Here is a 20309-nt window from a genome sequence, read left to right as displayed (position 1 = left end):
ACATGTTTTGTTCGATCAACAATCATATATTGGCGGATGATGGTAAAGGGAGAGACTGTGCATTTTTGTGCGCAGCGCCGAAGGAGCAAGCACAATCGCGAATCTCTCAGGCAAAGCAGACTTTTACCGGACGCACCTCTGGAGAGCGTCTGTTTACACAAAGACCACCTACGAAGACACTCTAGCCTAGTGCTAGAGGAAACTTTCTGGTTCAAGGACAGAGCACACAAGTGATTCATTTGTTGTGCTCTTTTTTGCGCGACAGGAAATAAAAGGGGGATGAAAAGATGACAGCAACATTGAAACAAACACCTTTGTATGAGGAATCGTTAAAAGCTGGCGCTAAAATGATTGATTTTGGTGGCTGGGCATTGCCAGTGTCTTATTCAAGTATTACTGCCGAGCATGAAGCAGTACGAAATGATGTAGGTTTGTTTGATGTTTCTCATATGGGAGAGGTACGTGTCGAAGGGAAAGATGCAACGAATTATTTACAAAAATTACTCACAAATGATGTAACAAAGCTCACAGACGGACGTGCGCAATATCATGCGATGTGCACGGAAACAGGTGGGACGGTTGATGATTTAATTGTTTATCGACGTGCAGAAGGTCGTTATTTACTTGTGTTAAATGCGGCAAATATCGATAGCGATCTCGAATGGATGACGCGTCATTTAGAAGGCGATGTGTGTTTGACGAATGTATCAGCAGAAACAGCATTACTTGCCGTACAAGGACCACAAGCAGAAGCGTTATTGCAAACGCTCACATCGACCGATTTAACGACAATTCGCCCGTTCCGCTTTCAAGAAGATGTAAATATCGGTGGGGTCTCTGTTTTGGCTGCCCGCACCGGTTACACCGGAGAAGATGGGTTTGAATTATATGTGTCAGCAACTGATGCAAGTCGGTTGTGGACAGTGATCATGGAAGCGGGCGCACCATTTAAGTTGTTGCCGTGTGGATTAGGTGCACGCGACACATTGCGATTTGAAGCATCCCTCCCATTATATGGGCAGGAGCTGACAACGGAAATTAGTCCCATTGAGGCTGGCATTGGCTTTGCGGTAAAAACAGACAAAGATACACCGTTTATTGGGCAAGAAGTATTGCGACGACAGAAAGACGGTGCACTCACTCGTCAGCTTGTAGGGATTGAAATGATTGAGAGAGGGATTCCGCGTACGGGTTATGCAGTGTTTGCTGGAGAAGAAGAGATCGGATTTGTCACAACCGGCACGCGTTCACCGACGTTAGGAAAAAACATTGGTTTGGCGTTACTAGACATTCGCTTTACTACAGTTGACACAGAAGTGATGGTCGCTGTCCGTAACAAGCATGTGAAAGCGCGCGTTGTCGCAACACCTTTTTATAAACGTAAAAAATAGGAGGGGCTTTTATGACTGCAATCCATCGTTATTTGCCAATGACAGAAAAAGATAAACAACACATGCTTGATGAAATTGGTGTTTCTAACATTGAGGAACTATTTACGGATATTCCAGCGTCGATTCGTTATGAAAAAGAGCTTGCTGTTGGCCGTGCGTTAAAAGAACCAGAGTTACTACGTTGCTTTCAACAGTTGGCGAATAAAAATGTATCTTTAAAAGACTATCCATCATTTTTAGGTGCGGGTGTGTATGAGCACTATGTGCCATCTGTTGTCGACCACGTCATTTCCCGGTCTGAGTTTTATACCGCATATACGCCGTACCAACCGGAAATTTCGCAAGGGGAGTTACAGGCGATCTTCGAATTTCAAACGATGATTTGTGAGCTCACCGGAATGGATTTAGCGAATTCATCTATGTATGATGGGCCAACGGCATTAGCAGAAGCGGCGATGATGTCATGCGGACATACAAAAAAGAAAAAGGTGCTCGTCTCAAAAGCCGTTCATCCAGAGGCACGAGCTGTGCTAGCAACGAATGCGTACGGGCAAGGTGTAGAAGTCATTGAAATTGATACAGAAGATGGGGTAACAAATATCGCTGCATTACGTGCCCACCATGATGAAGACGTCGCTTGTGTCATCGTCCAGCATCCAAACTTCTTTGGTAGCTTAGAGCCACTTGCTGAGATTGAGAAAGTTGCTCACGAAGGAAAAGGACACTTTGTCGTATCAAGCAATCCACTTGCGCTAGGCATTTTAGAGCCACCAGGCGCCTTTGGTGCCGACATTGTCGTCGGTGATGCACAACCCTTTGGGATCGCGACGCAGTTTGGCGGACCACATTGTGGTTATTTTGCTACAACGAAAAAATTAATGCGCAAAATTCCTGGTCGTCTTGTTGGGCAAACGGTCGACGAAAATGGGCAGCGTGGCTTTGTGTTGACACTGCAAGCACGTGAGCAACATATTCGTCGGGAACAAGCAACATCTAACATTTGTTCGAACCAAGCATTAAATGCCCTTGCGGCATCTGTTGCCATGTCAGCACTCGGTAAAGAAGGTGTGCAGGAAATGGCCGCGCAAAACGTGCAGAAAGCGGCATACCTTAAAAGGCGCCTCCAAGCAGCAGGGATAAAAGTGGTCCATTCGACACCGACGTTTAATGAGTTTGTCATCGATGTCGGTGAAGCTGTAGCGGATGTAAATGAAAAGTTATTAACGGCGGGTTTCATTGGCGGTTTTGATTTGACCCAAGTGGACGAAGAACGTAACGGTCAAATGCTCATTGCAGTGACAGAGTTGCGCACAAAAGAAGAGCTAGATACATTTGCGGAAAGTTTGGAGGCGATCGTATGCGGCAAGTAAAGGATACTGCATTCATTTTCGAGCAAAGTCAGCCAGGGAGAATCGGTCACAGTTTACCAGAATTAGACGTGGAGGAACAAGCGCTGTCTACGCTCATTCCATCTGAGTATGTGCGGAAGGAAAAAGCAGCCTTACCAGAAGTATCTGAACTGGATTTGATGCGGCATTACACAGCTTTGTCGGAACGTAATCATGGCGTGGACTCAGGCTTTTATCCGCTTGGTTCTTGTACGATGAAATACAATCCGAAAGTGAATGAAGATGTGGCACGGATACCTGGACTTGCGCACGTACACCCGTACCAGCCGGAAACGCAAGTACAAGGCTCACTCCAATTAATGTACGAGTTACAAGAAGCGTTAGCAGCAATTACAGGGATGGATGAAGTAACGTTACAACCAGCGGCGGGTGCACACGGGGAATGGACGGGATTAATGATGATTCGGGCTTTCCATGAGGCAAACGGTGATGATCAGAGAACGAAAGTCATCGTACCCGATTCTGCTCACGGAACAAACCCTGCTTCAGCTTCAGTGGCTGGTTTTGACACAATTACAGTCAGAACGAATGCGCATGGACTCGTCGATTTAGATCATTTACGTGAAGTTGTTGGTGCAGATACAGCAGCGTTAATGTTAACAAACCCTAACACACTTGGGTTGTTTGAAAGTGACATTGTTGAAATGGCGGCGATTATTCATGAAGCTGGCGGAAAACTGTATTATGATGGCGCCAATTCGAATGCAATTTTAGGGATCACCCGTCCAGGTGATATGGGTTTTGATGTCGTTCATTTAAACTTGCATAAAACATTTACCGGCCCACATGGGGGCGGTGGTCCTGGTTCAGGTCCTGTTGGTGTCAAAAAGGAGCTCATCCCATTTTTACCGAAGCCGGTTCTGCGTAAAAAAGATGATCGTTTTTATTTTGATGACCACCGCCCACAGTCAATTGGTCGGGTAAAACCTTACTATGGCAATTATGGGATCAACGTTCGGGCATATACGTACATTCGCACGATGGGACCTGCTGGGTTAAGGCATGTCTCAGAATTTGCGGTGTTAAACGCAAACTATATGATGCGCAAACTAGCACCTTACTTTGACTTACCATATACACAGCATTGCAAGCATGAATTTGTGTTATCTGGAAAACGGCAAAAGAATTTAGGGGTGCGTACGCTTGACATGGCGAAGCGGTTGCTTGATTTCGGTTACCATCCCCCAACAATTTATTTTCCACTAAATGTTGAAGAGTGTATGATGATTGAACCGACAGAAACGGAATCAAAAGAAACGTTAGATGCGTTCATAGATGCGATGATTCAAATTGCCAAAGAAGTAGAAGAGACGCCGGAAGTGGTGCAAGACGCACCACATCATACAGTGATCAGTCGTCTGGATGAGGCACGAGCGGCACGTAAACCGGTGTTACGGTACGAGAAAGAGAAAGATACGTTATCGGTGTAATGTATGTAACATGCAATCGATCCTGCTAACGAGCATTTTGGCAGGATCGAAATGATGAGGAGGGCTTTAGATGACCCCTTTATATGATCAAATTGGCACAACGTATGATGTGACAAGGAAAGCAGATCCTGAAATTGTTAGACGTTTGCGACATCATTTGAATGTTGCAGATGGGAATCGTGTGCTTGATGTTGCGTGTGGGACAGGAAATTATACCGTTGCCTTAGCAGGTACAGGTTTACAAATGACAGGTTATGATATCTCAACTGTTATGATTGAGAACGCACGAGAAAAATTTGAGCAAGTCGACTGGCACGAAGGGGATGTTCATCAACTACCGTATGAAAGTGGTGTGTTCCAAGGGGCTGTCTGTACATTATCTATTCACCATTTTGAACAGTTAGCAGGCGCGTTTCGTGAAGTGTATAGAACGTTAGATCGTGGGCGGTTCGTTATTTTCACGTCTTCTCCAGAGCAGATGAAGCATTATTGGTTAAATGAATACTTCCCGGAGGCACTAGAGAAGTCAATCACACAAATGCCGAGCATTGAAACGGTGAATGAAGCGCTCAAACAAGCGGGGTTTACATTGATTGGCGCTGAGTCATTCTTACTTGATCCACATATTCAAGACTTATTTTTATATAGCGGCAAGTTTGCGCCAGAACTGTACTTAGATGAGCGGATTCGCTCCGGAATGTCGACATTCGCTCATTTAGCATCGGTTGAAGAAGTGAGAGCGGGTTGTGCTAAACTGAAATTAGACATAGAAACAAATAAAATTAAAGACGTTTTGGAGCGTTATCACAGTCGATTTGGTGATTATATGTATGTTGTGGCGGAGAAGAAGTAGAAGAAAGGAGGACAAATAAAAAAGGCGCCCGAAGGTGCCTCTTTTTAGGTTACTCGTTACTTCTTCTTTACTTTCCCCGTCCACGTGCGGAATCCGCCTTTTAAATGGTTGAGATCTGTTGCGCCCCGCTTCTTTTTAATTATTTTAGCGGCTTGACGACTGCGCATACCTGATTGGCAATATAGATACACTGTTTGATCGGAACGAACTTCGTTTGCGCGTTGTCGTAGTTGGGACATCGGGATATTGCGCGCACCTAAAATGTGTCCACCCTCATATTCCCTCGGCTCACGCACGTCAATCAATTGTGCTTTACGGTAACCTTGAATAAATTCCTCTTGTGACAATACTTTTAAATATTTTGGGGTGTAAAGTCGGCGTATAATAAATACAGCAAGCAAAACAGCAAGTACGATGATTAAAATGATTTGAATGTCCATGAGACCTTTTAACGCTCCTTTTACAATATCAGCTATCGTTCATTATAGCGTTGTTATGAGGATTTTTCAATGAGTATGACCGTTCATTTATTGCTAGGGAGATAAAAATATACAGGTAATGTGGTTTGCAAAGGTGGGTCAGTCTTCCCTGTAGAGGGGAGGTGTCACGAATGACAGAATGGCGGTCATGCTGATGTGGTTCGCACCAGGCTGTATTTTAAAATTTATTCTTTATTACATTTTAATATACGTGTTGGTGTCCGCATAAGTCAAGGGGAGGTCTGAATCTGTATATGTAGATCTTTGGTGTATTGTTTGCTACACTGAGGAGGATGAAAATAGGAAAGAAGCGATGAATATGACTGAAACATGGCGTTTTATTGCGTTTGAAAAACATGATCCAGCTTACAATATGGCACTAGATGAAGCGTTACTTAACTGGCATAGTGAAGGGAAAATCCCACCGACAATCCGTTTTTACGGCTGGAATCCCCCGACGTTATCAATTGGTTACTTTCAACAATTGGAGAAGGAAATTGATATGGAGGCGGTGCGGCGCCATCAGCTAGGTTTTGTTCGTCGTCCGACCGGTGGACGAGGTGTGTTACATGAGCATGAATTAACGTATAGTGTCATTGTATCTGAGGCCCACCCTGATATGCCGCAAACGGTGACCGAAGCATACCGAGTCATTTCAGAAGGGTTATTGGAAGGGTTTAAAAAACTCGGATTAGACGCGTATTTTGCTGTACCGAAAACGGCAGATGAAACAGCGGCGTTAAAAAATCCACGCTCGTCTGTATGCTTTGATGCACCGTCGTGGTATGAGCTCGTTGTTGAAGGACGGAAAGTGGCTGGGAGCGCGCAAACAAGACAAAAAGGTGTCATTTTACAGCACGGATCTATCTTACTTGATATTGAGGAAGATAAATTATTTGATTTGTTCCGTTATCCAAGCGAGCGGGTACGTGAACGGTTGCAAAAGCAATTTGCGAAGAAGGCGGTTGCGATTAACGCGTTGCGCGAAACGCCTGTGACATTGGAAGAAGCAAGTCAGGCGTTTCACTATGGTTTTGAAAAAGGGCTTGGTATCAAACTTGCGCCATACACATTAACAAGAGAAGAAGATGCATATGTTGCGCAGCTAGCGAAAACGCGCTACGCAACCGCAGAATGGAATGAACGGCGATAAACGTGCGGTTGTGACAGAGAATTTTAAACAAGGGGTGAGAGGCTTGCAAGAGCAATTGGATTGGGAGCGACAGCGGGCCGTTTATATTCACGCATTTATTCGCACGAAGCAGGCGCTATTAAAAAGTAAAGTAGAAGGTGTCCACGCGGATGAACGTGAACTAAAAGAAACGTTTTGGAACGATGTGACGGTCAACTTTTCCACTGCGGATGATACAGCAGAAACCATTTCAAGCATTAAACAGCAAGCCGAGCTTTTAAATGAACGGGAGCGAAGCGCGGCGCTGATTAAAAAGCAGATGAAGACGTTGCGCCGGTTGGCAGAGTCGCCCTATTTTGGCCGGATTGATGTAAAAGAAGATGGACAGTCAGAGATAGAGGCCGTCTACATCGGTATTGCGTCGCTTATGGACGAGCAAGAATTCGATTTTTTAATTTATGACTGGCGCGCGCCGATTTGTAGCCTCTACTATGATTCAGAACCGGGTCAAGTTTCATATACGGCACCAGCAGGAGAGGTTCACGGAGAATTATTACAAAAGCGTCAGTACCTTTTTCATCGCGGCGAACTTGAAGCGATGTTTGATACGACGATTGCTATTGGTGATGATCGGTTACGGGCAGCGCTTGCTGCTGGCGCATCGACACAAATGAAAACAATCATTTCCACGATCCAAAAAGAGCAAAATGAGGCGATTCGTGATGAGAAGAGTGCTGCATTAATTGTGCAAGGTGTTGCGGGTAGTGGCAAAACGTCAGTGGCGATGCAACGTGCTGCTTATTTATTGTACCGGCAGCGGAAACACTTGGATGCGAGCCAGCTCATCTTGTTTTCGCCGAATCGGTTATTCTCAAGTTATGTGTCAACCGTGTTGCCAGAGCTCGGTGAAGAAAATATGACGCAAAAGACATTTGGCTCGTATGTGTATGAACGTCTCGGAAAGGTATATGATGTCGAGGATGGCTTCTCGCAGTTAGAGTATGCGCTTGGCGCCCAACATGACAAAGCATATGCGATGCGGATGATGAGCATGCGGTATAAGGCAAGTGCGCGCTATAAACAAAGAATGGATGACTATATTGCTTTATTACATGTGAGCGGCCTACCGTTTTGTGACCTCCTTTTTCGTAAGGAAGTGCTCATTTCAAAAGAGGAGATGAAACATTTCTTTGACCAGTTAAATAAGAAAATCCCATTGACAAACCGTGTGCATTTGCTGGCAGAGTGGCTACTAAAGCAAATTATCCAAAAGGAGAAGCAGGAACATCTTAATGATTGGGTAGAGGCAGAGAGAGAACTGTTGGATGAAGAAACGTTATTTTATATGCATCGCGAATTCCAAAGGCAGAATCCGAATGAAGATGTGTTTAACGAGAATGAAGCTGTTGACCATGTGGCAGCACGTCATTTAGTGAAAAAAGCTTTTCAACCACTCAGAAACTGGGTAAAGTCATTTCAATTTATTCATATGCCGTTGTTGTATAGCCATTTTCTGCGTTCTGATGTGCATCGAGATATAACGGATTTTGCGATGATTGCCGATTGGACAGAAAGTGAGTTAGCAGAAAAACGCATCCCGTTTGAGGATACGACGCCGTTCTTGTACTTGCAAGATGCGGTGCAAGGATTCCGAGTTGACCGGACAGTGAAACATGTGTTTATAGATGAGGCACAAGACTACGCTAGTTTTCAATTTGCTTATTTGCGGATGATGTATCCGAAAGCGAATTTTACAATTGTTGGGGATAGTAGTCAAGCGTTATTTCCGCATGTAGAAGTGGGAGAAGGTTTTCAAGCACTTTCGTCTTGGGCAGGCTCCAAGCAGTTGTCGTTCCATAAAAGTTATCGAGCGACAAAGCCGCTCATGTCTTTTGCACGAGAATTGTTGCCACATCCGGAAGTGATTGAGCCATTTGAGCGAGTGGGAGAAACACCATTGCTCATTGTTGCCTCAAATAGTGATGCACATATGAAGGCAGTGCGCACGCAAATTGAAGCGCTCAGTACACAAGGGATAAAAACGGTTGCTGTTGTAACAAAGACAGTGGCTGAGGCTGTACGAGTTCACGCACAGCTTAGTGAGTGGCACGACATTCAACTTGTTGCAAGAGATGACCAAACGTATCAAAATGGGGCGGTTGTCTTACCTGTCTACTTAGCAAAAGGGCTGGAGTTTGATGCGGTGCTCGTCTTTGATGCTTCAAAAGAAATGTATGTCAGTGAGTATGAGCGTTATCATTTATACACGGCGTGTACGAGGGCAATGAACCAATTGTTTATATTTGCAACTGTTGCACCGTGCCATTGGATAGCAAAAGTACCGTCTCATTTCTACCGACGAAAAGAAGCAACAACACCTCCTCTCGATTAAGAGGAGGTGTTTGTCGTGGCGATACCGATACGTGCGGTAAAGGCTTCTTGAATGCGCTTGGTTACTGGGCCGATTGGCAGTGTGACATGGACGTCGCCAGTAAAAGAGTGAATCGGCATAATTTCAATGGTTGTACCGGTAAGGAACGCTTCATCCGCATGCGCAAGAACTTCTTTTGGGAAGGGCTCTTGAACAACATTGATATGGCGCTCTTCTGCGATGTCAATGACTTCTTGTCTGGTGATGCCATCTAGAATAAAATTGTTTGCTGGATGTGTATATAATGTCCCGTTATTGACAAGAAAAATATTTGTTGAGGCACCTTCTGTGATCATACCATCGCGGTGCAAAACAGCCTCAGCACATTGATGATCAGCAGCTTGTCGTTTCGCCATTACGTTACCAAGCAAGTTGAGACTTTTAATATCACAGCGTAACCAGCGAATATCTTCGGTGACATAAGCGGCAATCCCGCTCGTATGTGCTTGACGATGGTCTTTTTGTGGAAGGAGGTATGCGCTTAAGATGGGTGTTTCAGTACGTGAATAAAGATGGTCTCTCGTTGAAGTTCCCCGGGTTACTTGCACATAGACATTGCCGTTGTCAGCGTGATCTTTTTGGATGAGTTGATAGAGTAAATGGGTAAGTTCTGCCGATGTATAAGGCAGTGTCATATCAAGCTTCTCCGCACTTTTATTGAGGCGCTCAAGGTGTTTCTGTAAAGCGAAAAACTGACCATCATATAACCGAACCATCTCATAAATACCATCGCCAAATTGATAGCCACGGTCAAAAAGGGATGCTTGTGCAGTGGCTTCTTTCATGATTTGCCCCTGCCATAGAATGTAAGCCATATTCATCTCACTCCTCTTTGCCCTTATTTTGCACAGGGTCTGTTCACTGACTTCTATTTTCACGAAAGAAATAGGCATTTGTCAATACTTAATGTGACCCTTCATTTTTATGATGATCGGGACGGAAAAAGAAGCAACATTGTTGAGGTATATCACTCGGCAGTGTCATTTTTTGTTATACGATTGTTGCACCTGTGAGTGGGCATGGATAAAATTTTATAGTAAGATGAGGTTGTAACATTGATTTGTGTTTGTAATGGGAGGTTATTATGCCAACACCAAGTATGGAAGATTATTTAGAGCGTATTTATGTGTTGATAGATGAAAAAGGCTATGCGCGTGTCTCTGATATTGCTGAGGCATTGGCGGTGCATCCATCGTCTGTAACGAAGATGGTTCAAAAGCTTGATAAAAGTAAGTATCTTGTATACGAGCGTTACCGGGGACTTGTATTGACTGCGAAAGGAAACAAGATTGGGAAAAGGCTTGTATATCGTCATGAGTTATTAGAGACGTTTCTTACGATGATTGGCGTTGACGAAGCGCATATTTACCGGGATGTGGAAGGAATTGAGCATCATTTAAGCTGGGATGCGATTGATCGGATTGGTGATGTGGTTCAATATTTTCAAGAAGATGAGGAGCGTATTCAGGCATTAGGTGCTGTGCAAAAAAGAAATGAAGAGACGGTCGCTGATGAAGAGGAGTAAGTGATTTTTTTTTCTCTTATGCATATGATGAGCGTAGGAGGTGGAACGCCATGGATGTGGATGCGGTTTTTGCAGGAGGCGGTGTGAGAGCGTTTGCTTTCATTGGTGCGCTTGAAGTGACAGAACAAAAGGGATTGAAGTTTCATCGTATTGCTGGGACAAGCGCTGGCGCAATTGTAGCAGCGCTTGTCATGGCCGGCTATCGAAGTGACGAGCTACTGGAGACATTATCAACGTTAGATGTTAAGACGTTACAAGACGAGCGTTTCCCATATTTGCCTTTTCCATTTGTAAAGTGGCTTAATTTATACTTTCGGCTCGGTTTGTATAAAGGGGATCGTCTAGAGCAATGGTTGCAAGATTGTTTAGAGAAAAAAGGGGTTCGGTCTTTTGAAGATTTGCCTCAAGGCGCACTTAAAATTGTTGTGTCAGACGTGACGCGTGGACGGATTGTTGTTTTACCTGATGATCTAAAAGATTATGGCATTATCCCTGAAAAATATAGCGTTGCCCGTGCAGTGCGAATGAGCTGCAGCATTCCTTATTTTTTCGAACCCGTGAAGTTGCATCATAAAACAGTTGATCGCGGTGTGTCATATATTGTTGATGGTGGCTTGTTAAGCAATTTCCCAATGTGGATCTTTCATGATAGAAAAAAAACCCCTCGTCGTCCTGTAGTTGGTTTCCAATTGTCCCCACAGTTAGAAGAGGAACCGCCTCATCAAATTTATAATGCATTTGATATGTATAAGGCGGTGTTTGACACAATGATGAGTGCGCATGATAAGCGTTACATTAGCAAGGAGCACGCGAAAAATATTGTATTCATTCCCGTGGATACGGTGAAAGTGACTGACTTTTCAGTTACAGATGTGGAGAAAGAGGCCATGATTGCAGTGGGGCACGAAAAAACAGCAGCATTTCTAGAAAATTGGCCTTCTTCTTAATGATGACGATAAAAATGGTGATTAAGCTTTCCACTTTCGTGTCTTATTGCTTTTCTTTCCTTCTATAACTGTGAGGTGAGGCTGGTCACGACGTGCAAGCTTAGACTTACGTGCGATTTGACGCTTACTTTGTTGTTGATTCGGTTTCACGGTACTTGTGCGTTGTGCTTTTTTAATTTGTGCACGTGTAGGGCCTGGTTTCTTTTTCGGAAACAAAGATGTTTTTTGTTGTTGTGAGACGATGAGGCGATACACGATGTACATGACAGCACAAATCCCAGCGATAAAGATGATGTGTTGAACGAACCCAAGAATATTTGTAGCGATGCCAATCACGGCAAGAATGAGGATGGTCATGAGAATAAAGCGCATCGTCCGTGTCATGAGGGCACTGCTACTAATGATCATTAGTAGCAGATTCACCTCCCTTCTGTATGCATGGTCTGTTTATGCGAGCGTATAGAGCTGTCAGCATTTATTTATACAAAGTATACGCTTAGTTGGTCATTGTTTCAACAAGTGTCACCGTAATTGGAAAATAGGTTCAGATATATCTTTTTCTACAAACATAATAAAAAATCCTTTCTCTAATAAGAAGAATGATAAGTGGTTGGTTTTTTTATGTATGGGCATACTTCAGTGTAGGAGGTGTGGACCAATGGGTAAAAAGAAATATACAGATCACGAAATGAAGCAACAAAAACAAATGAGTTTTGCCGCAAAGACGGTTTGGATTGGTTTTATAGGTGGGCTTTTATGGTCCTCACTAGGGTATTTTTCTCACTATTTCAATTTCATGCAGATTGGACCTGCGTTCATTTTGCAGCCATGGGCGCTAGGAGAATGGAAAAATGGGCACCTAGGTCAAGTTGTAGGGATTTTTACCATTTCAATTGGCTCAATTGGTGTAGCTTTTTTGTACAAATGGACGTTACAAAAAATTAGTCGTGTCTGGCCTGGTTTGTTATTAGGGGCATTTATTTGGGTACTCATCTTCTATTTGTTAAATCCTTTTGTCCCACAGTGGAAACCAGTCCAGTCATATACACTCACGACATTAATTACGTCACTTTGTTTATGTTTAGTGTATGGCTTATTTATTGGTTATTCTATTGCCTATGAGTATGCTGAGCAAAAAGCAGGACAAAAAGATTTCGGCTAAACCCTTTTCAGCGCGCCTGAAATTGTGCTACAATTCTTTTATCCACGCAAGGAAAAGAGGGGTTGCACATGGGTGCCATTGTCGAGATACAACGTGATTTAGCTGCACACAATATTGATGGTTTATTAATTGAAACTGGGATTAATCTTCGCTATGTAAGTGGTTTTACAGGAACATCTGGTGCCCTCTTACTTACGAAAACAGCTGCGTTTTTTGTAACTGATTTTCGTTATACAGAACAAGCAAAGGCAGAAGTGAGTGGCTGTGAGTTTGTTTGGCAAAAGGGCGCACTCGCAAGTGAAGTGGCAAACCTTGTGAAGAAGTTAGCGATTAAACGGCTTGGATTTGAAAAAGCGCGACTTACATATGAAACATATGAAACATATCAACAATTATTACCAGAGGTCACGCTTGTACCTGTAGCAGATGTAGTGGAAACACACCGCCTTGTGAAAACAGACGCTGAGCTTGCAATTATGCAGAAGGCAGCGGATATTGCAGATGCAGCTTTTACGCACATACAAAGCTTTATTCGCCCTGGTGTGACGGAGCTATCTGTTGCGAATGAATTAGAATTCTTTATGCGTAAACAAGGAGCGACTTCATCTTCGTTTGATATGATTGTCGCCTCAGGTGTACGTGGCGCTTTACCGCATGGCGTGGCGAGTGAAAAAGAAATTCAAGCTGGGGAATTGGTGACGCTTGACTACGGAGCGTACTACCAAGGATATTGTTCAGATATGACGCGAACGTTGGCTGTGGGACCGGTATCTGATCAATTACGTAATATTTATGAAACGGTACGTGTGGCGCAACAGTTAGGCATGGATGGTACAAAAGCAGGTATAACTGGACAAGAAGCAGATCGCTTGACGCGCGATTACATTGTGGAAAAAGGGTATGGTGCATATTTTGGGCATTCCACGGGTCACGGATTAGGAATGGAAGTGCATGAAGCGCCTGCGCTGTCATCCAAGTCAACGGATGTTGTATTGCGTCCAGGCATGGTTGTGACAATTGAACCAGGGATTTATGTGCCGAATGTTGGTGGCGTACGAATCGAAGATGACATCGTGATTACAGATGAAGGCAATCGATCACTGACAAAATCACCGAAAACGTTGATTGAGCTAGATGTATAAAGACATTGGCGGCAAGCTATGGTATAGTAAACATGGTTGTGGTTGGTAAAGTGCAAAGCAATAGTCCAAAAGTCGGAGGGAAAACATGATTTCAGTAAATGATTTTAAAACAGGTTTAACAATTGAAGTAGATAACGGCATTTGGCAAGTCATAGACTTTCAGCATGTTAAACCGGGTAAAGGCGCTGCTTTTGTCCGCTCTAAACTACGTAACTTGCGAACGGGAGCAATCCAAGAAAAGACGTTCCGCGCCGGGGAAAAAGTAGCGAAAGCACATATTGAAAATCGCCGTATGCAGTATTTATACGCAAGTGGTGATACACATACATTTATGGATAGTGAGACATACGAACAACTGGAACTTCAAAGTGGACAAATCGAATACGAGCTAAAGTTTTTGAAAGAAAATATGGATGTACACATTATGACGTATCAAGGCGAAACGATTGGTGTAGAAGTACCAAACACGGTGACGCTCGTTGTTACTGAAACGGAGCCAGGCATTAAAGGTGACACAGCATCTGGTGGCACGAAACCAGCAACAGTTGAAACGGGTTTAACTGTTCAAGTACCATTTTTCGTGAATGAAGGGGACAAGCTCATTATTGACACACGAAATGCTTCTTACATTTCGCGAGGGTAGAGAGTAAAAGACAGCGCACATCGACGTGGGCTGTTTTTACATTTAGTAGAGGGGGAATTTAGGTGGAACCATCGGTGTATTTGTACCAAATATTAGATGAACAAGCAGAAAGACTAGAACAAGCTACGTCATTCACTTATTTAGAAGCGATTGCGAAAGTAGGTAATGGTTTGTTTACAGGAGAGGCTCCTCGTCAGCTTGACGCAACGGCATTTCTTAAGGTATATGAACAATTCAAGCAGCAACAATGGTTACCAGAAGATGTGCGCAAAGCGTTCAGGCTTGCTTGTTTAAAAGGGATGAAAGGTCAGGTGCAAGCACATCATGAAATGACACCTGATAGCGTCGGCTTTTATATGAGCTACCTGGTGAATAAATGTATGAGTAATCGGAAGGAAGCGTATGAATTGTTGGACATCGCTGCTGGAGCGGGCAATTTATTATTTACGATTTGCAATCATGCAGCATCCCCTGTTCACGCATCGGGAATCGAAGTCGATGAAACGTTGCTCCATATCGCTTACGCAAGTGCAAATTTGCAACAACGTGAAGTATCACTGTTACATCAAGATAGTTTAAAAGTGACGATGCCTCCTGTCGATATGGTTGTGAGTGATGTGCCAGTTGGTTATTATCCAGACAATGATCACGCAAAAAGCTATCGTTTGGCAGCTGAAGAAGGACGTTCCTATGTACACCATTTGTGTATTGAGCAAAGCATGCGTATGCTGAAACCAGCTGGTTATGCTGTTTTGTTAGTGCCAAATCATCTATTTACAAGTGAGCAAGCACCCAAGTTGCATCGTTTCTTAAAAGAAGAGGCACTCGTTTTAGCGTTATTACAATTGCCAACGTCCATGTTTCAAAGTGAACAGCATGGCAAAAGTATTTTATTACTGCAAAAGAAAACCACGGGGACGCGCATCCCGCGCCAAGCGTTGTTAGCAGAGCTGCCTTCTTTTACAAACGAAGAAGCATTAAAACAAATGACGCAACGGATGAATGTGTGGTTTGCGGAGCAGTTGGGGATAGAGTAGTCTGTTCTTTGTAATATCCACGGACGCGAGTAACTGGGCTCCCTTTAAGTGGGGCAACCTAAATTTGACCGCCCTACCTTCAAGGTTAAGTTGTAAGGGGCGGTTTCGTCATGTCTGAAGAAATTTGGAAAAAGAAATTGTCGCTGTATGCTTGAAACGAGCGAAGGGGCATGCTTAAATAGAGAAGGAGTATAAAAAAGGGAGTGCAAATAAATAATGGGAAAAGTTATCGCGATTAACGCGGGCAGCTCATCGCTAAAGTTTCAATTGCTGTCGATGCCAGAAGAAATGATTTTAACAAAAGGGCTTGTCGAGCGGATTGGATCGAATGAAGGTGTATTTACGATTGAAGTCAATGATCAATCATATACAGTTACTGAACCAATTTTAAATCATGGGGTTGCAGTGAAGAAATTATTGGAACAGTTAACATTACAAAATATTATTGATTCGTTAGATGAGATTGAAGCAATTGGACATCGCGTCGTACACGGGGGCGAAAAGTTTAATGACTCCGTCGTCATTACTGATGAGGTACTTGCAGGAATTGAGGAAGTGAGTGAACTTGCACCACTTCATAATCCGGCAAATATAACGGGGATTAAAGCTTTTAAAGAAGTATTACCGAACGTGCCAGCAGTAGCGGTATTTGATACAGCTTTTCATCAAACGATGCCAGAAAGTGCGTATTTATACAGCTTGCCTTATGAGTATTATGAGAAGTACGGCATTCGTAAATATGGATTTCATGGTACGTCACATAAATATGTGTCACAGCGAGCAGCAGAATTATTAGAAAGACCAATAGAAGACTTACGTATTTTATCATGTCACTTAGGCAATGGCGCAAGCATTGCGGCGATTAAAGGGGGTAAATCGATTGACACGTCGATGGGATTTACGCCACTTGCAGGTGTAACGATGGGGACGCGATCTGGCAACATTGATCCAGCGCTCATTCCATTTATTATGGAAAAAACGGGACAATCTGTCGATGAAGTGTTAGCGATGCTTAATAAAGAAAGTGGTTTGCTTGGTATTACAGGCACATCGAGTGATTTACGTGATATTGAAGCAGCTGCAAGTAAAGGGGACGAACGGGCGCAAATTGCACTTGAAGTGTTTACGTCTCGAATCCATAAATATATTGGCTCGTATTCGGCACGTATGGGTGGTGTTGATGCGATCGTGTTCACGGCCGGCATCGGTGAAAATAGTTCCGTCATTCGTGAGCGTGTGTTAAAAGGATTGGAATTTATGGGTGTATGTGCGGACTTAACGAAGAACAATGTTCGTGGTAAAGAAGCATTCATTCAAACGGAAACGTCACCTGTGAAAATTATGATCATCCCGACAAACGAAGAAGTAATGATTGCGCGGGATACGGTGAGGTTGACGTCGAAATAAGTTGTTGTTTACCTAAAAGGGTCAGATAAAAGGTCTGGTCCTTTTTGTGTATGCAGGATTTGACGATTAGAAGCGCGAATGAAAGAGAGAGCAGTACAGGAAGTGAGGAGGAAAAGGAAAATGGATGTTCAGCGAGAAGTTATGATGAGTGTGGCGCAATTTGAAGACTCCCTTTATAAGATAGCACGCGAGGATAACAAGAAAATAACACAACAGTCACTTTTACCGATTGAAAAACACTTTTACGGGAAAGTTGATGCGCTGATGATTCAATTGCAAAATATATTTTTGGAATGGCATAGAGTAAGCGAAAAATGTACCGTTGTATCACTCTCAGATGAAGCAACGTTATCCGTGTGGAAATCACATGCCTCATCTGTTCGCGTACATGAAGCAGCATGGCGGTTGCTATCTCTTGCACAAGGCGCATATGCAAATGCGAATCGGCTAGGGGCGGCGCTTGATATTCCAGCACAAGCATGGCTCCATATCCAGGCGGTTGCTTGCCTTGCGCATGCATATGGTTTTTCTATTAAGTCCCCGTTGGAGTCATTTTACGCGATACGTTTGATGTATATTGGCTATTTGCCGAAACAGGACCAGTGGCGTGAATGGTCGGTATTGTTAGATGAGTTGCGTGAACATGAGAAAGGTCAATTATTGTATCGCGCAGAAAAAGAGATTTCCCGCCGCGAAATTACATCAGCCCTTTGCTTGCAACTGTTAAAGATTGGCTTATGTATGCGTGGTAAACGAACGCGGTGGGTCGCAGTAAGTGTAGGTGGCGTGATAAACTACCAGTATGCGAGAAATGTGATTGCTTTAGCGAAAGCTTTTTATCAAAAGCGGTGGCTAATGCGGCAAAAAAACATGCAAGTTACTGGATAGTGGAAAAGGAGTGGTTGCGATGAGGCATGTATTCATTACAGCAGGAACGAAAGGGCTTGGCTTAAAAGTAACAGAAACATTTTTACAAAAAGGATATCAAGTTACAGCAACATATTATCAAGATCATGCACGCGCAAAAGAATTGGTCGCAAGGTGGCCAGCGACTCAACTCCAGCTCATTCAAGCGGATATGGCAAAGAAAGCGGATGTAAAGCGGGCCGTGGCAGCAGCGATGACATTTGTAGATAAAATTGACATTTGCATACATAATGCAGGACCGTACATTTTTGACCGGAAAAAGTTGATTGATTATAGTGATGAAGAATGGGTGAAGATGATAGACGGAAATTTAAGTTCTGCTTTTTATTTATTAAAAGAAGTTGTCCCATTCATGAGAGCACGGCAGTTTGGGCGGATCGTGTTTTACGGTTTCCAAGGGGCGAATCATGCCCCCGGGTGGACGTATCGCGCTGCTTATGCAGCAGCAAAAGTTGGGCTCGTTTCGTTAATGAAAACAGTGTCGATCGAAGAAGCAAACGCGGGAATTACCGCGAATATGGTTTGCCCGGGAAATATTATTGGCGAAATGAAAGAAGCATCCATTGAAGAGGCGCGGACACGTCCAGATAAAGAGACACCGATCGGTCGTTCGGGAACAGGAGAAGACATTGCCCGGACTGTCTTGTTTCTTTGTGAAGATGATGCAGATATGGTGACGGGGACGGTAGTCGAAGTGACCGGTGGTGTAGATGTGATTAATCGCTATCGTTAAGCATAAATAACACTTTGGGGGAAATATTACAGGAGATGACATGCCGTCGTCTCCTTAACTGTGTGTGAAGTAATATATGGAGGTGTAAAAGAATGACGAAGCAAGTGACAAAGGTATGCGTGCTTGTAGGGTGTATGTGGCTGCTTGTATATGGACATATGCACGCTGTATCAGGAACTGACTTGATGCAAGCTTTTTCTATGCGGGTGACGGTCTTTTCAGAAGGGACGACCTATGAATGGGAATATGATAATCCAAACCATTTTGAGTATGAAATAGGTGAAAAAGTGATGAAAGGTGCAGACGCCAAACCCGAGGTAGAACGCATTATGGAGCGTTTACGTTTGTCGGAGCATACGAGTAAAGAAGTGTACGCAAAGCGGATGAAGAAAATATTTCCTGAAATGAAAAAGTTAGAGATACGATGGGTGAATGCCAAAAGCGAACGTTACACATGGTTGTGGGAGAATGGTGCATAGTATCGATAAAAAGCCATCTACGAGTGAAGCACAGTTCACTCGTAGACGGCTTTTAGTTTCTTTCATACTCGTCATGTCCGGGCAGGGACAATCACGAGTTCTTTTGGGTAGGTTGTCAAACATTCCGCACCGTTCTTGGTTAAAAGGACATCATCTTCAATTCGAACACCAGCAACGCCGGGCATATAGATACCCGGTTCAATTGTATACGTCATACCGACTTGCAATTTTTCGGAGTTGGCACTGCTCATTGAAGGTGCTTCGTGCACATCAATGCCGAGCCCGTGCCCAAGTCGGTGAGGAAAATAGTCACCGTAGCTGGCACGTTCAATTACTTCTCGCGCTACACGGTCTAGCGTGCCAATAATTTCTCCAGGTTTAGAAGCGTTGCATGCGGCAATGTTTGCTTGTAAAACGATGTTGTAGATCGTTTTTACCTCATCACTGATGTGCCCATAAGCAATTGTGCGGGTAATGTCTGAGCAATAACCGTCAAACACGACACCGAGGTCTAAAAGCACAATATCACCTTCTTTCAAAGTGCGTTCCCCTGGCACACCATGGGGTTGAGCGGCATTTTCTCCAAATAAGACAATTGGTTGAAAAGACATTTCACGAATGCCACGTTGCTTGAGGGCATATTCAATTTGACCAACAAGTTCGATTTCAGTTATCCCCGTTCTTAACGAGGCAACAGCTGTTTCCACACCGAAATCAGCAAAGGCCGCCGCTTGGCGCAGGATTTGTTGTTCAGCTTCATTTTTGATGAGACGCTGCTTCATTAGTAAGGGCTCGCAGTCATCTAATAAAAAGGTATCATCACTTAATGTTTGTAAGGCGAGGACTCGTTCATAACATAAAGATCGATACTCAATAAAGGCTTTCGGATTTTTTGAGAGTTGATGCGATACTTTTTGTTTAATGAGTGCCCAAACGTCTTCATGATCGCTATATGTGAGTAATTCCCCTGTAAAGCCGGCAGCGCGGATTAAATCGGTTTCCATTTTTGGTGCGACTAAAAATAGTTCTTCTGGCAAAATGAATAAGGCAATGAGTCGTTCATGCGGATCAGCGCGGAAACCTGTTAAATAAAATAAATTTTCTTTTCCTTGGATCATAGCAAAATCAGCATTCATATTAGTGAGATCTTGTTTGAGCGTTTCAATTCTAACTTTGTGCATG

The 20309-nt window shown here is 43.6% G+C and carries 20 protein-coding genes and 1 riboswitch; of the genes, 16 read left to right on the top strand and 4 right to left on the bottom strand.

The genetic code is table 11. The features are described from left to right. The first annotated feature begins 36 nt into the window (after positions 1–36). A riboswitch (glycine riboswitch) is annotated at positions 37–133 on the top strand. 154 nt (positions 134–287) lie between these two features. From gcvT to NSQ26_RS08405, 4 genes are all read left to right on the top strand, one after another. Continuing rightward, positions 288–1391: a glycine cleavage system aminomethyltransferase GcvT gene (gene gcvT / locus NSQ26_RS08420; RefSeq protein WP_499717835.1), complete on the top strand. Its 1104-nt coding sequence runs from the start codon at positions 288–290 to the stop codon at positions 1389–1391. Between the two features lie 11 nt (positions 1392–1402). Then, on the top strand, positions 1403–2761 hold the full coding sequence (gcvPA, locus tag NSQ26_RS08415) for an aminomethyl-transferring glycine dehydrogenase subunit GcvPA (RefSeq protein WP_499717834.1): 1359 nt from the start codon (positions 1403–1405) through the stop codon (positions 2759–2761). Further along, positions 2749–4230 (top strand): aminomethyl-transferring glycine dehydrogenase subunit GcvPB, encoded by a 1482-nt coding sequence (gcvPB, locus tag NSQ26_RS08410; RefSeq protein WP_499717833.1) that lies wholly within the window; start codon positions 2749–2751, stop codon positions 4228–4230. Before gcvPA ends, gcvPB begins: the two co-directional genes overlap by 13 nt. A 70-nt stretch (positions 4231–4300) precedes the next feature. Continuing rightward, positions 4301–5083, top strand: coding sequence for a class I SAM-dependent methyltransferase (locus NSQ26_RS08405; protein ID WP_499717832.1), 783 nt, complete (start codon positions 4301–4303; stop codon positions 5081–5083). A gap of 56 nt (positions 5084–5139) precedes the next feature. On the opposite strand, the gene NSQ26_RS08400 is transcribed toward NSQ26_RS08405, so the two are convergent. Next, positions 5140–5523 carry a rhodanese-like domain-containing protein gene (locus tag NSQ26_RS08400; RefSeq protein WP_499717831.1) on the bottom strand — a complete coding sequence of 128 codons (384 nt, stop codon included), beginning with the start codon at positions 5521–5523 and terminating at the stop codon, positions 5140–5142. A gap of 358 nt (positions 5524–5881) precedes the next feature. Here NSQ26_RS08400 and NSQ26_RS08395 point away from each other — a divergent pair, with 358 nt between their 5' ends. Continuing rightward, positions 5882–6715 (top strand): lipoate--protein ligase family protein, encoded by an 834-nt coding sequence (locus NSQ26_RS08395; protein WP_499720022.1) that lies wholly within the window; start codon positions 5882–5884, stop codon positions 6713–6715. Positions 6716–6758: 43 nt separating this feature from the next. Continuing rightward, positions 6759–9086 (top strand): RNA polymerase recycling motor HelD, encoded by a 2328-nt coding sequence (gene helD, locus NSQ26_RS08390; protein WP_499717830.1) that lies wholly within the window; start codon positions 6759–6761, stop codon positions 9084–9086. On the opposite strand, the gene dat is transcribed toward helD, so the two are convergent. Next, positions 9083–9940 (bottom strand): D-amino-acid transaminase, encoded by an 858-nt coding sequence (gene dat, locus NSQ26_RS08385; protein ID WP_499717829.1) that lies wholly within the window; start codon positions 9938–9940, stop codon positions 9083–9085. The genes helD and dat overlap by 4 nt on opposite strands. Before the next feature lie 269 nt (positions 9941–10209). Between dat and mntR the strand changes: the two genes are divergently transcribed. Together mntR and NSQ26_RS08375 are read left to right on the top strand one after the other, a co-directional pair. Continuing rightward, a complete protein-coding gene (gene mntR, locus NSQ26_RS08380) occupies positions 10210–10650 on the top strand; it encodes a transcriptional regulator MntR (RefSeq protein ID WP_090774481.1) in 441 nt (146 codons plus the stop codon). Positions 10651–10700: 50 nt separating this feature from the next. Then, on the top strand, positions 10701–11597 hold the full coding sequence (locus NSQ26_RS08375) for a patatin-like phospholipase family protein (protein WP_090774482.1): 897 nt from the start codon (positions 10701–10703) through the stop codon (positions 11595–11597). A 21-nt stretch (positions 11598–11618) separates the two neighbouring features. On the opposite strand, the gene NSQ26_RS08370 is transcribed toward NSQ26_RS08375, so the two are convergent. Further along, on the bottom strand, positions 11619–12005 hold the full coding sequence (locus NSQ26_RS08370) for a hypothetical protein (RefSeq protein ID WP_499717828.1): 387 nt from the start codon (positions 12003–12005) through the stop codon (positions 11619–11621). Positions 12006–12255: 250 nt separating this feature from the next. Between NSQ26_RS08370 and NSQ26_RS08365 the strand changes: the two genes are divergently transcribed. The 8 genes from NSQ26_RS08365 to NSQ26_RS08330 all read left to right on the top strand — a co-directional run bounded on the left by NSQ26_RS08365 (position 12256) and on the right by NSQ26_RS08330 (position 19127). Continuing rightward, positions 12256–12759 carry a YqhR family membrane protein gene (locus tag NSQ26_RS08365; protein ID WP_090774484.1) on the top strand — a complete coding sequence of 168 codons (504 nt, stop codon included), beginning with the start codon at positions 12256–12258 and terminating at the stop codon, positions 12757–12759. Between the two features lie 68 nt (positions 12760–12827). Beyond that, positions 12828–13901: a M24 family metallopeptidase gene (locus NSQ26_RS08360; RefSeq protein WP_499717827.1), complete on the top strand. Its 1074-nt coding sequence runs from the start codon at positions 12828–12830 to the stop codon at positions 13899–13901. Positions 13902–13986: 85 nt separating this feature from the next. Further along, positions 13987–14544: an elongation factor P gene (efp, locus tag NSQ26_RS08355; RefSeq protein WP_090774486.1), complete on the top strand. Its 558-nt coding sequence runs from the start codon at positions 13987–13989 to the stop codon at positions 14542–14544. 62 nt (positions 14545–14606) lie between these two features. Continuing rightward, positions 14607–15581 carry a class I SAM-dependent methyltransferase gene (locus NSQ26_RS08350; RefSeq protein ID WP_499717826.1) on the top strand — a complete coding sequence of 325 codons (975 nt, stop codon included), beginning with the start codon at positions 14607–14609 and terminating at the stop codon, positions 15579–15581. Positions 15582–15797: 216 nt separating this feature from the next. Then, entirely contained in the window at positions 15798–16988 is a 1191-nt protein-coding gene (locus NSQ26_RS08345) for an acetate kinase (protein ID WP_090774488.1), read from the top strand. Between the two features lie 120 nt (positions 16989–17108). Beyond that, positions 17109–17876 (top strand): EcsC family protein, encoded by a 768-nt coding sequence (locus tag NSQ26_RS08340; protein WP_499717825.1) that lies wholly within the window; start codon positions 17109–17111, stop codon positions 17874–17876. A 19-nt stretch (positions 17877–17895) separates the two neighbouring features. Beyond that, a complete protein-coding gene (locus NSQ26_RS08335; protein ID WP_499717824.1) occupies positions 17896–18648 on the top strand; it encodes an SDR family oxidoreductase in 753 nt (250 codons plus the stop codon). Positions 18649–18740: 92 nt separating this feature from the next. Further along, complete coding sequence (locus NSQ26_RS08330) at positions 18741–19127, top strand: hypothetical protein (RefSeq protein ID WP_499717823.1); 387 nt, start codon at positions 18741–18743, stop codon at positions 19125–19127. A gap of 71 nt (positions 19128–19198) precedes the next feature. On the opposite strand, the gene NSQ26_RS08325 is transcribed toward NSQ26_RS08330, so the two are convergent. Beyond that, the gene (locus NSQ26_RS08325) at positions 19199–20308 is read right to left on the bottom strand and encodes a M24 family metallopeptidase (protein ID WP_499717822.1); all 1110 of its coding nucleotides are present in this window, start codon (positions 20306–20308) and stop codon (positions 19199–19201) included. Position 20309 lies beyond the last annotated feature (1 nt).

The organism is Bacillus sp. FSL W7-1360 (assembly GCF_038592975.1).
GTDB classification, from domain to species: domain Bacteria; phylum Bacillota; class Bacilli; order Bacillales; family Bacillaceae_D; genus Shouchella; species Shouchella lonarensis.
The sequence above is the reverse complement of the archived record's forward strand: the minus strand, read 5'-3'. Positions and strand labels throughout refer to the sequence as shown.

What these genes read in the sequence shown, in the direction of transcription:
- gcvT (WP_499717835.1), top strand. Translation starts at nt 288, where the DNA reads ATGACAGCAACATTGAAACAAACACCTTTGTATGAGGAATCGTTAAAA.
- gcvPA (WP_499717834.1), top strand. Translation starts at nt 1,403, where the DNA reads ATGACTGCAATCCATCGTTATTTGCCAATGACAGAAAAAGATAAACAA.
- gcvPB (WP_499717833.1), top strand. Translation starts at nt 2,749, where the DNA reads ATGCGGCAAGTAAAGGATACTGCATTCATTTTCGAGCAAAGTCAGCCA.
- NSQ26_RS08405 (WP_499717832.1), top strand. Translation starts at nt 4,301, where the DNA reads ATGACCCCTTTATATGATCAAATTGGCACAACGTATGATGTGACAAGG.
- NSQ26_RS08400 (WP_499717831.1), bottom strand. Translation starts at nt 5,523, where the DNA reads ATGGACATTCAAATCATTTTAATCATCGTACTTGCTGTTTTGCTTGCT.
- NSQ26_RS08395 (WP_499720022.1), top strand. Translation starts at nt 5,882, where the DNA reads ATGACTGAAACATGGCGTTTTATTGCGTTTGAAAAACATGATCCAGCT.
- dat (WP_499717829.1), bottom strand. Translation starts at nt 9,940, where the DNA reads ATGGCTTACATTCTATGGCAGGGGCAAATCATGAAAGAAGCCACTGCA.
- mntR (WP_090774481.1), top strand. Translation starts at nt 10,210, where the DNA reads ATGCCAACACCAAGTATGGAAGATTATTTAGAGCGTATTTATGTGTTG.
- NSQ26_RS08375 (WP_090774482.1), top strand. Translation starts at nt 10,701, where the DNA reads ATGGATGTGGATGCGGTTTTTGCAGGAGGCGGTGTGAGAGCGTTTGCT.
- NSQ26_RS08370 (WP_499717828.1), bottom strand. Translation starts at nt 12,005, where the DNA reads ATGATCATTAGTAGCAGTGCCCTCATGACACGGACGATGCGCTTTATT.
- NSQ26_RS08365 (WP_090774484.1), top strand. Translation starts at nt 12,256, where the DNA reads ATGGGTAAAAAGAAATATACAGATCACGAAATGAAGCAACAAAAACAA.
- NSQ26_RS08360 (WP_499717827.1), top strand. Translation starts at nt 12,828, where the DNA reads ATGGGTGCCATTGTCGAGATACAACGTGATTTAGCTGCACACAATATT.
- efp (WP_090774486.1), top strand. Translation starts at nt 13,987, where the DNA reads ATGATTTCAGTAAATGATTTTAAAACAGGTTTAACAATTGAAGTAGAT.
- NSQ26_RS08345 (WP_090774488.1), top strand. Translation starts at nt 15,798, where the DNA reads ATGGGAAAAGTTATCGCGATTAACGCGGGCAGCTCATCGCTAAAGTTT.
- NSQ26_RS08340 (WP_499717825.1), top strand. Translation starts at nt 17,109, where the DNA reads ATGGATGTTCAGCGAGAAGTTATGATGAGTGTGGCGCAATTTGAAGAC.
- NSQ26_RS08335 (WP_499717824.1), top strand. Translation starts at nt 17,896, where the DNA reads ATGAGGCATGTATTCATTACAGCAGGAACGAAAGGGCTTGGCTTAAAA.
- NSQ26_RS08330 (WP_499717823.1), top strand. Translation starts at nt 18,741, where the DNA reads ATGACGAAGCAAGTGACAAAGGTATGCGTGCTTGTAGGGTGTATGTGG.
- NSQ26_RS08325 (WP_499717822.1), bottom strand. Translation starts at nt 20,308, where the DNA reads ATGCACAAAGTTAGAATTGAAACGCTCAAACAAGATCTCACTAATATG.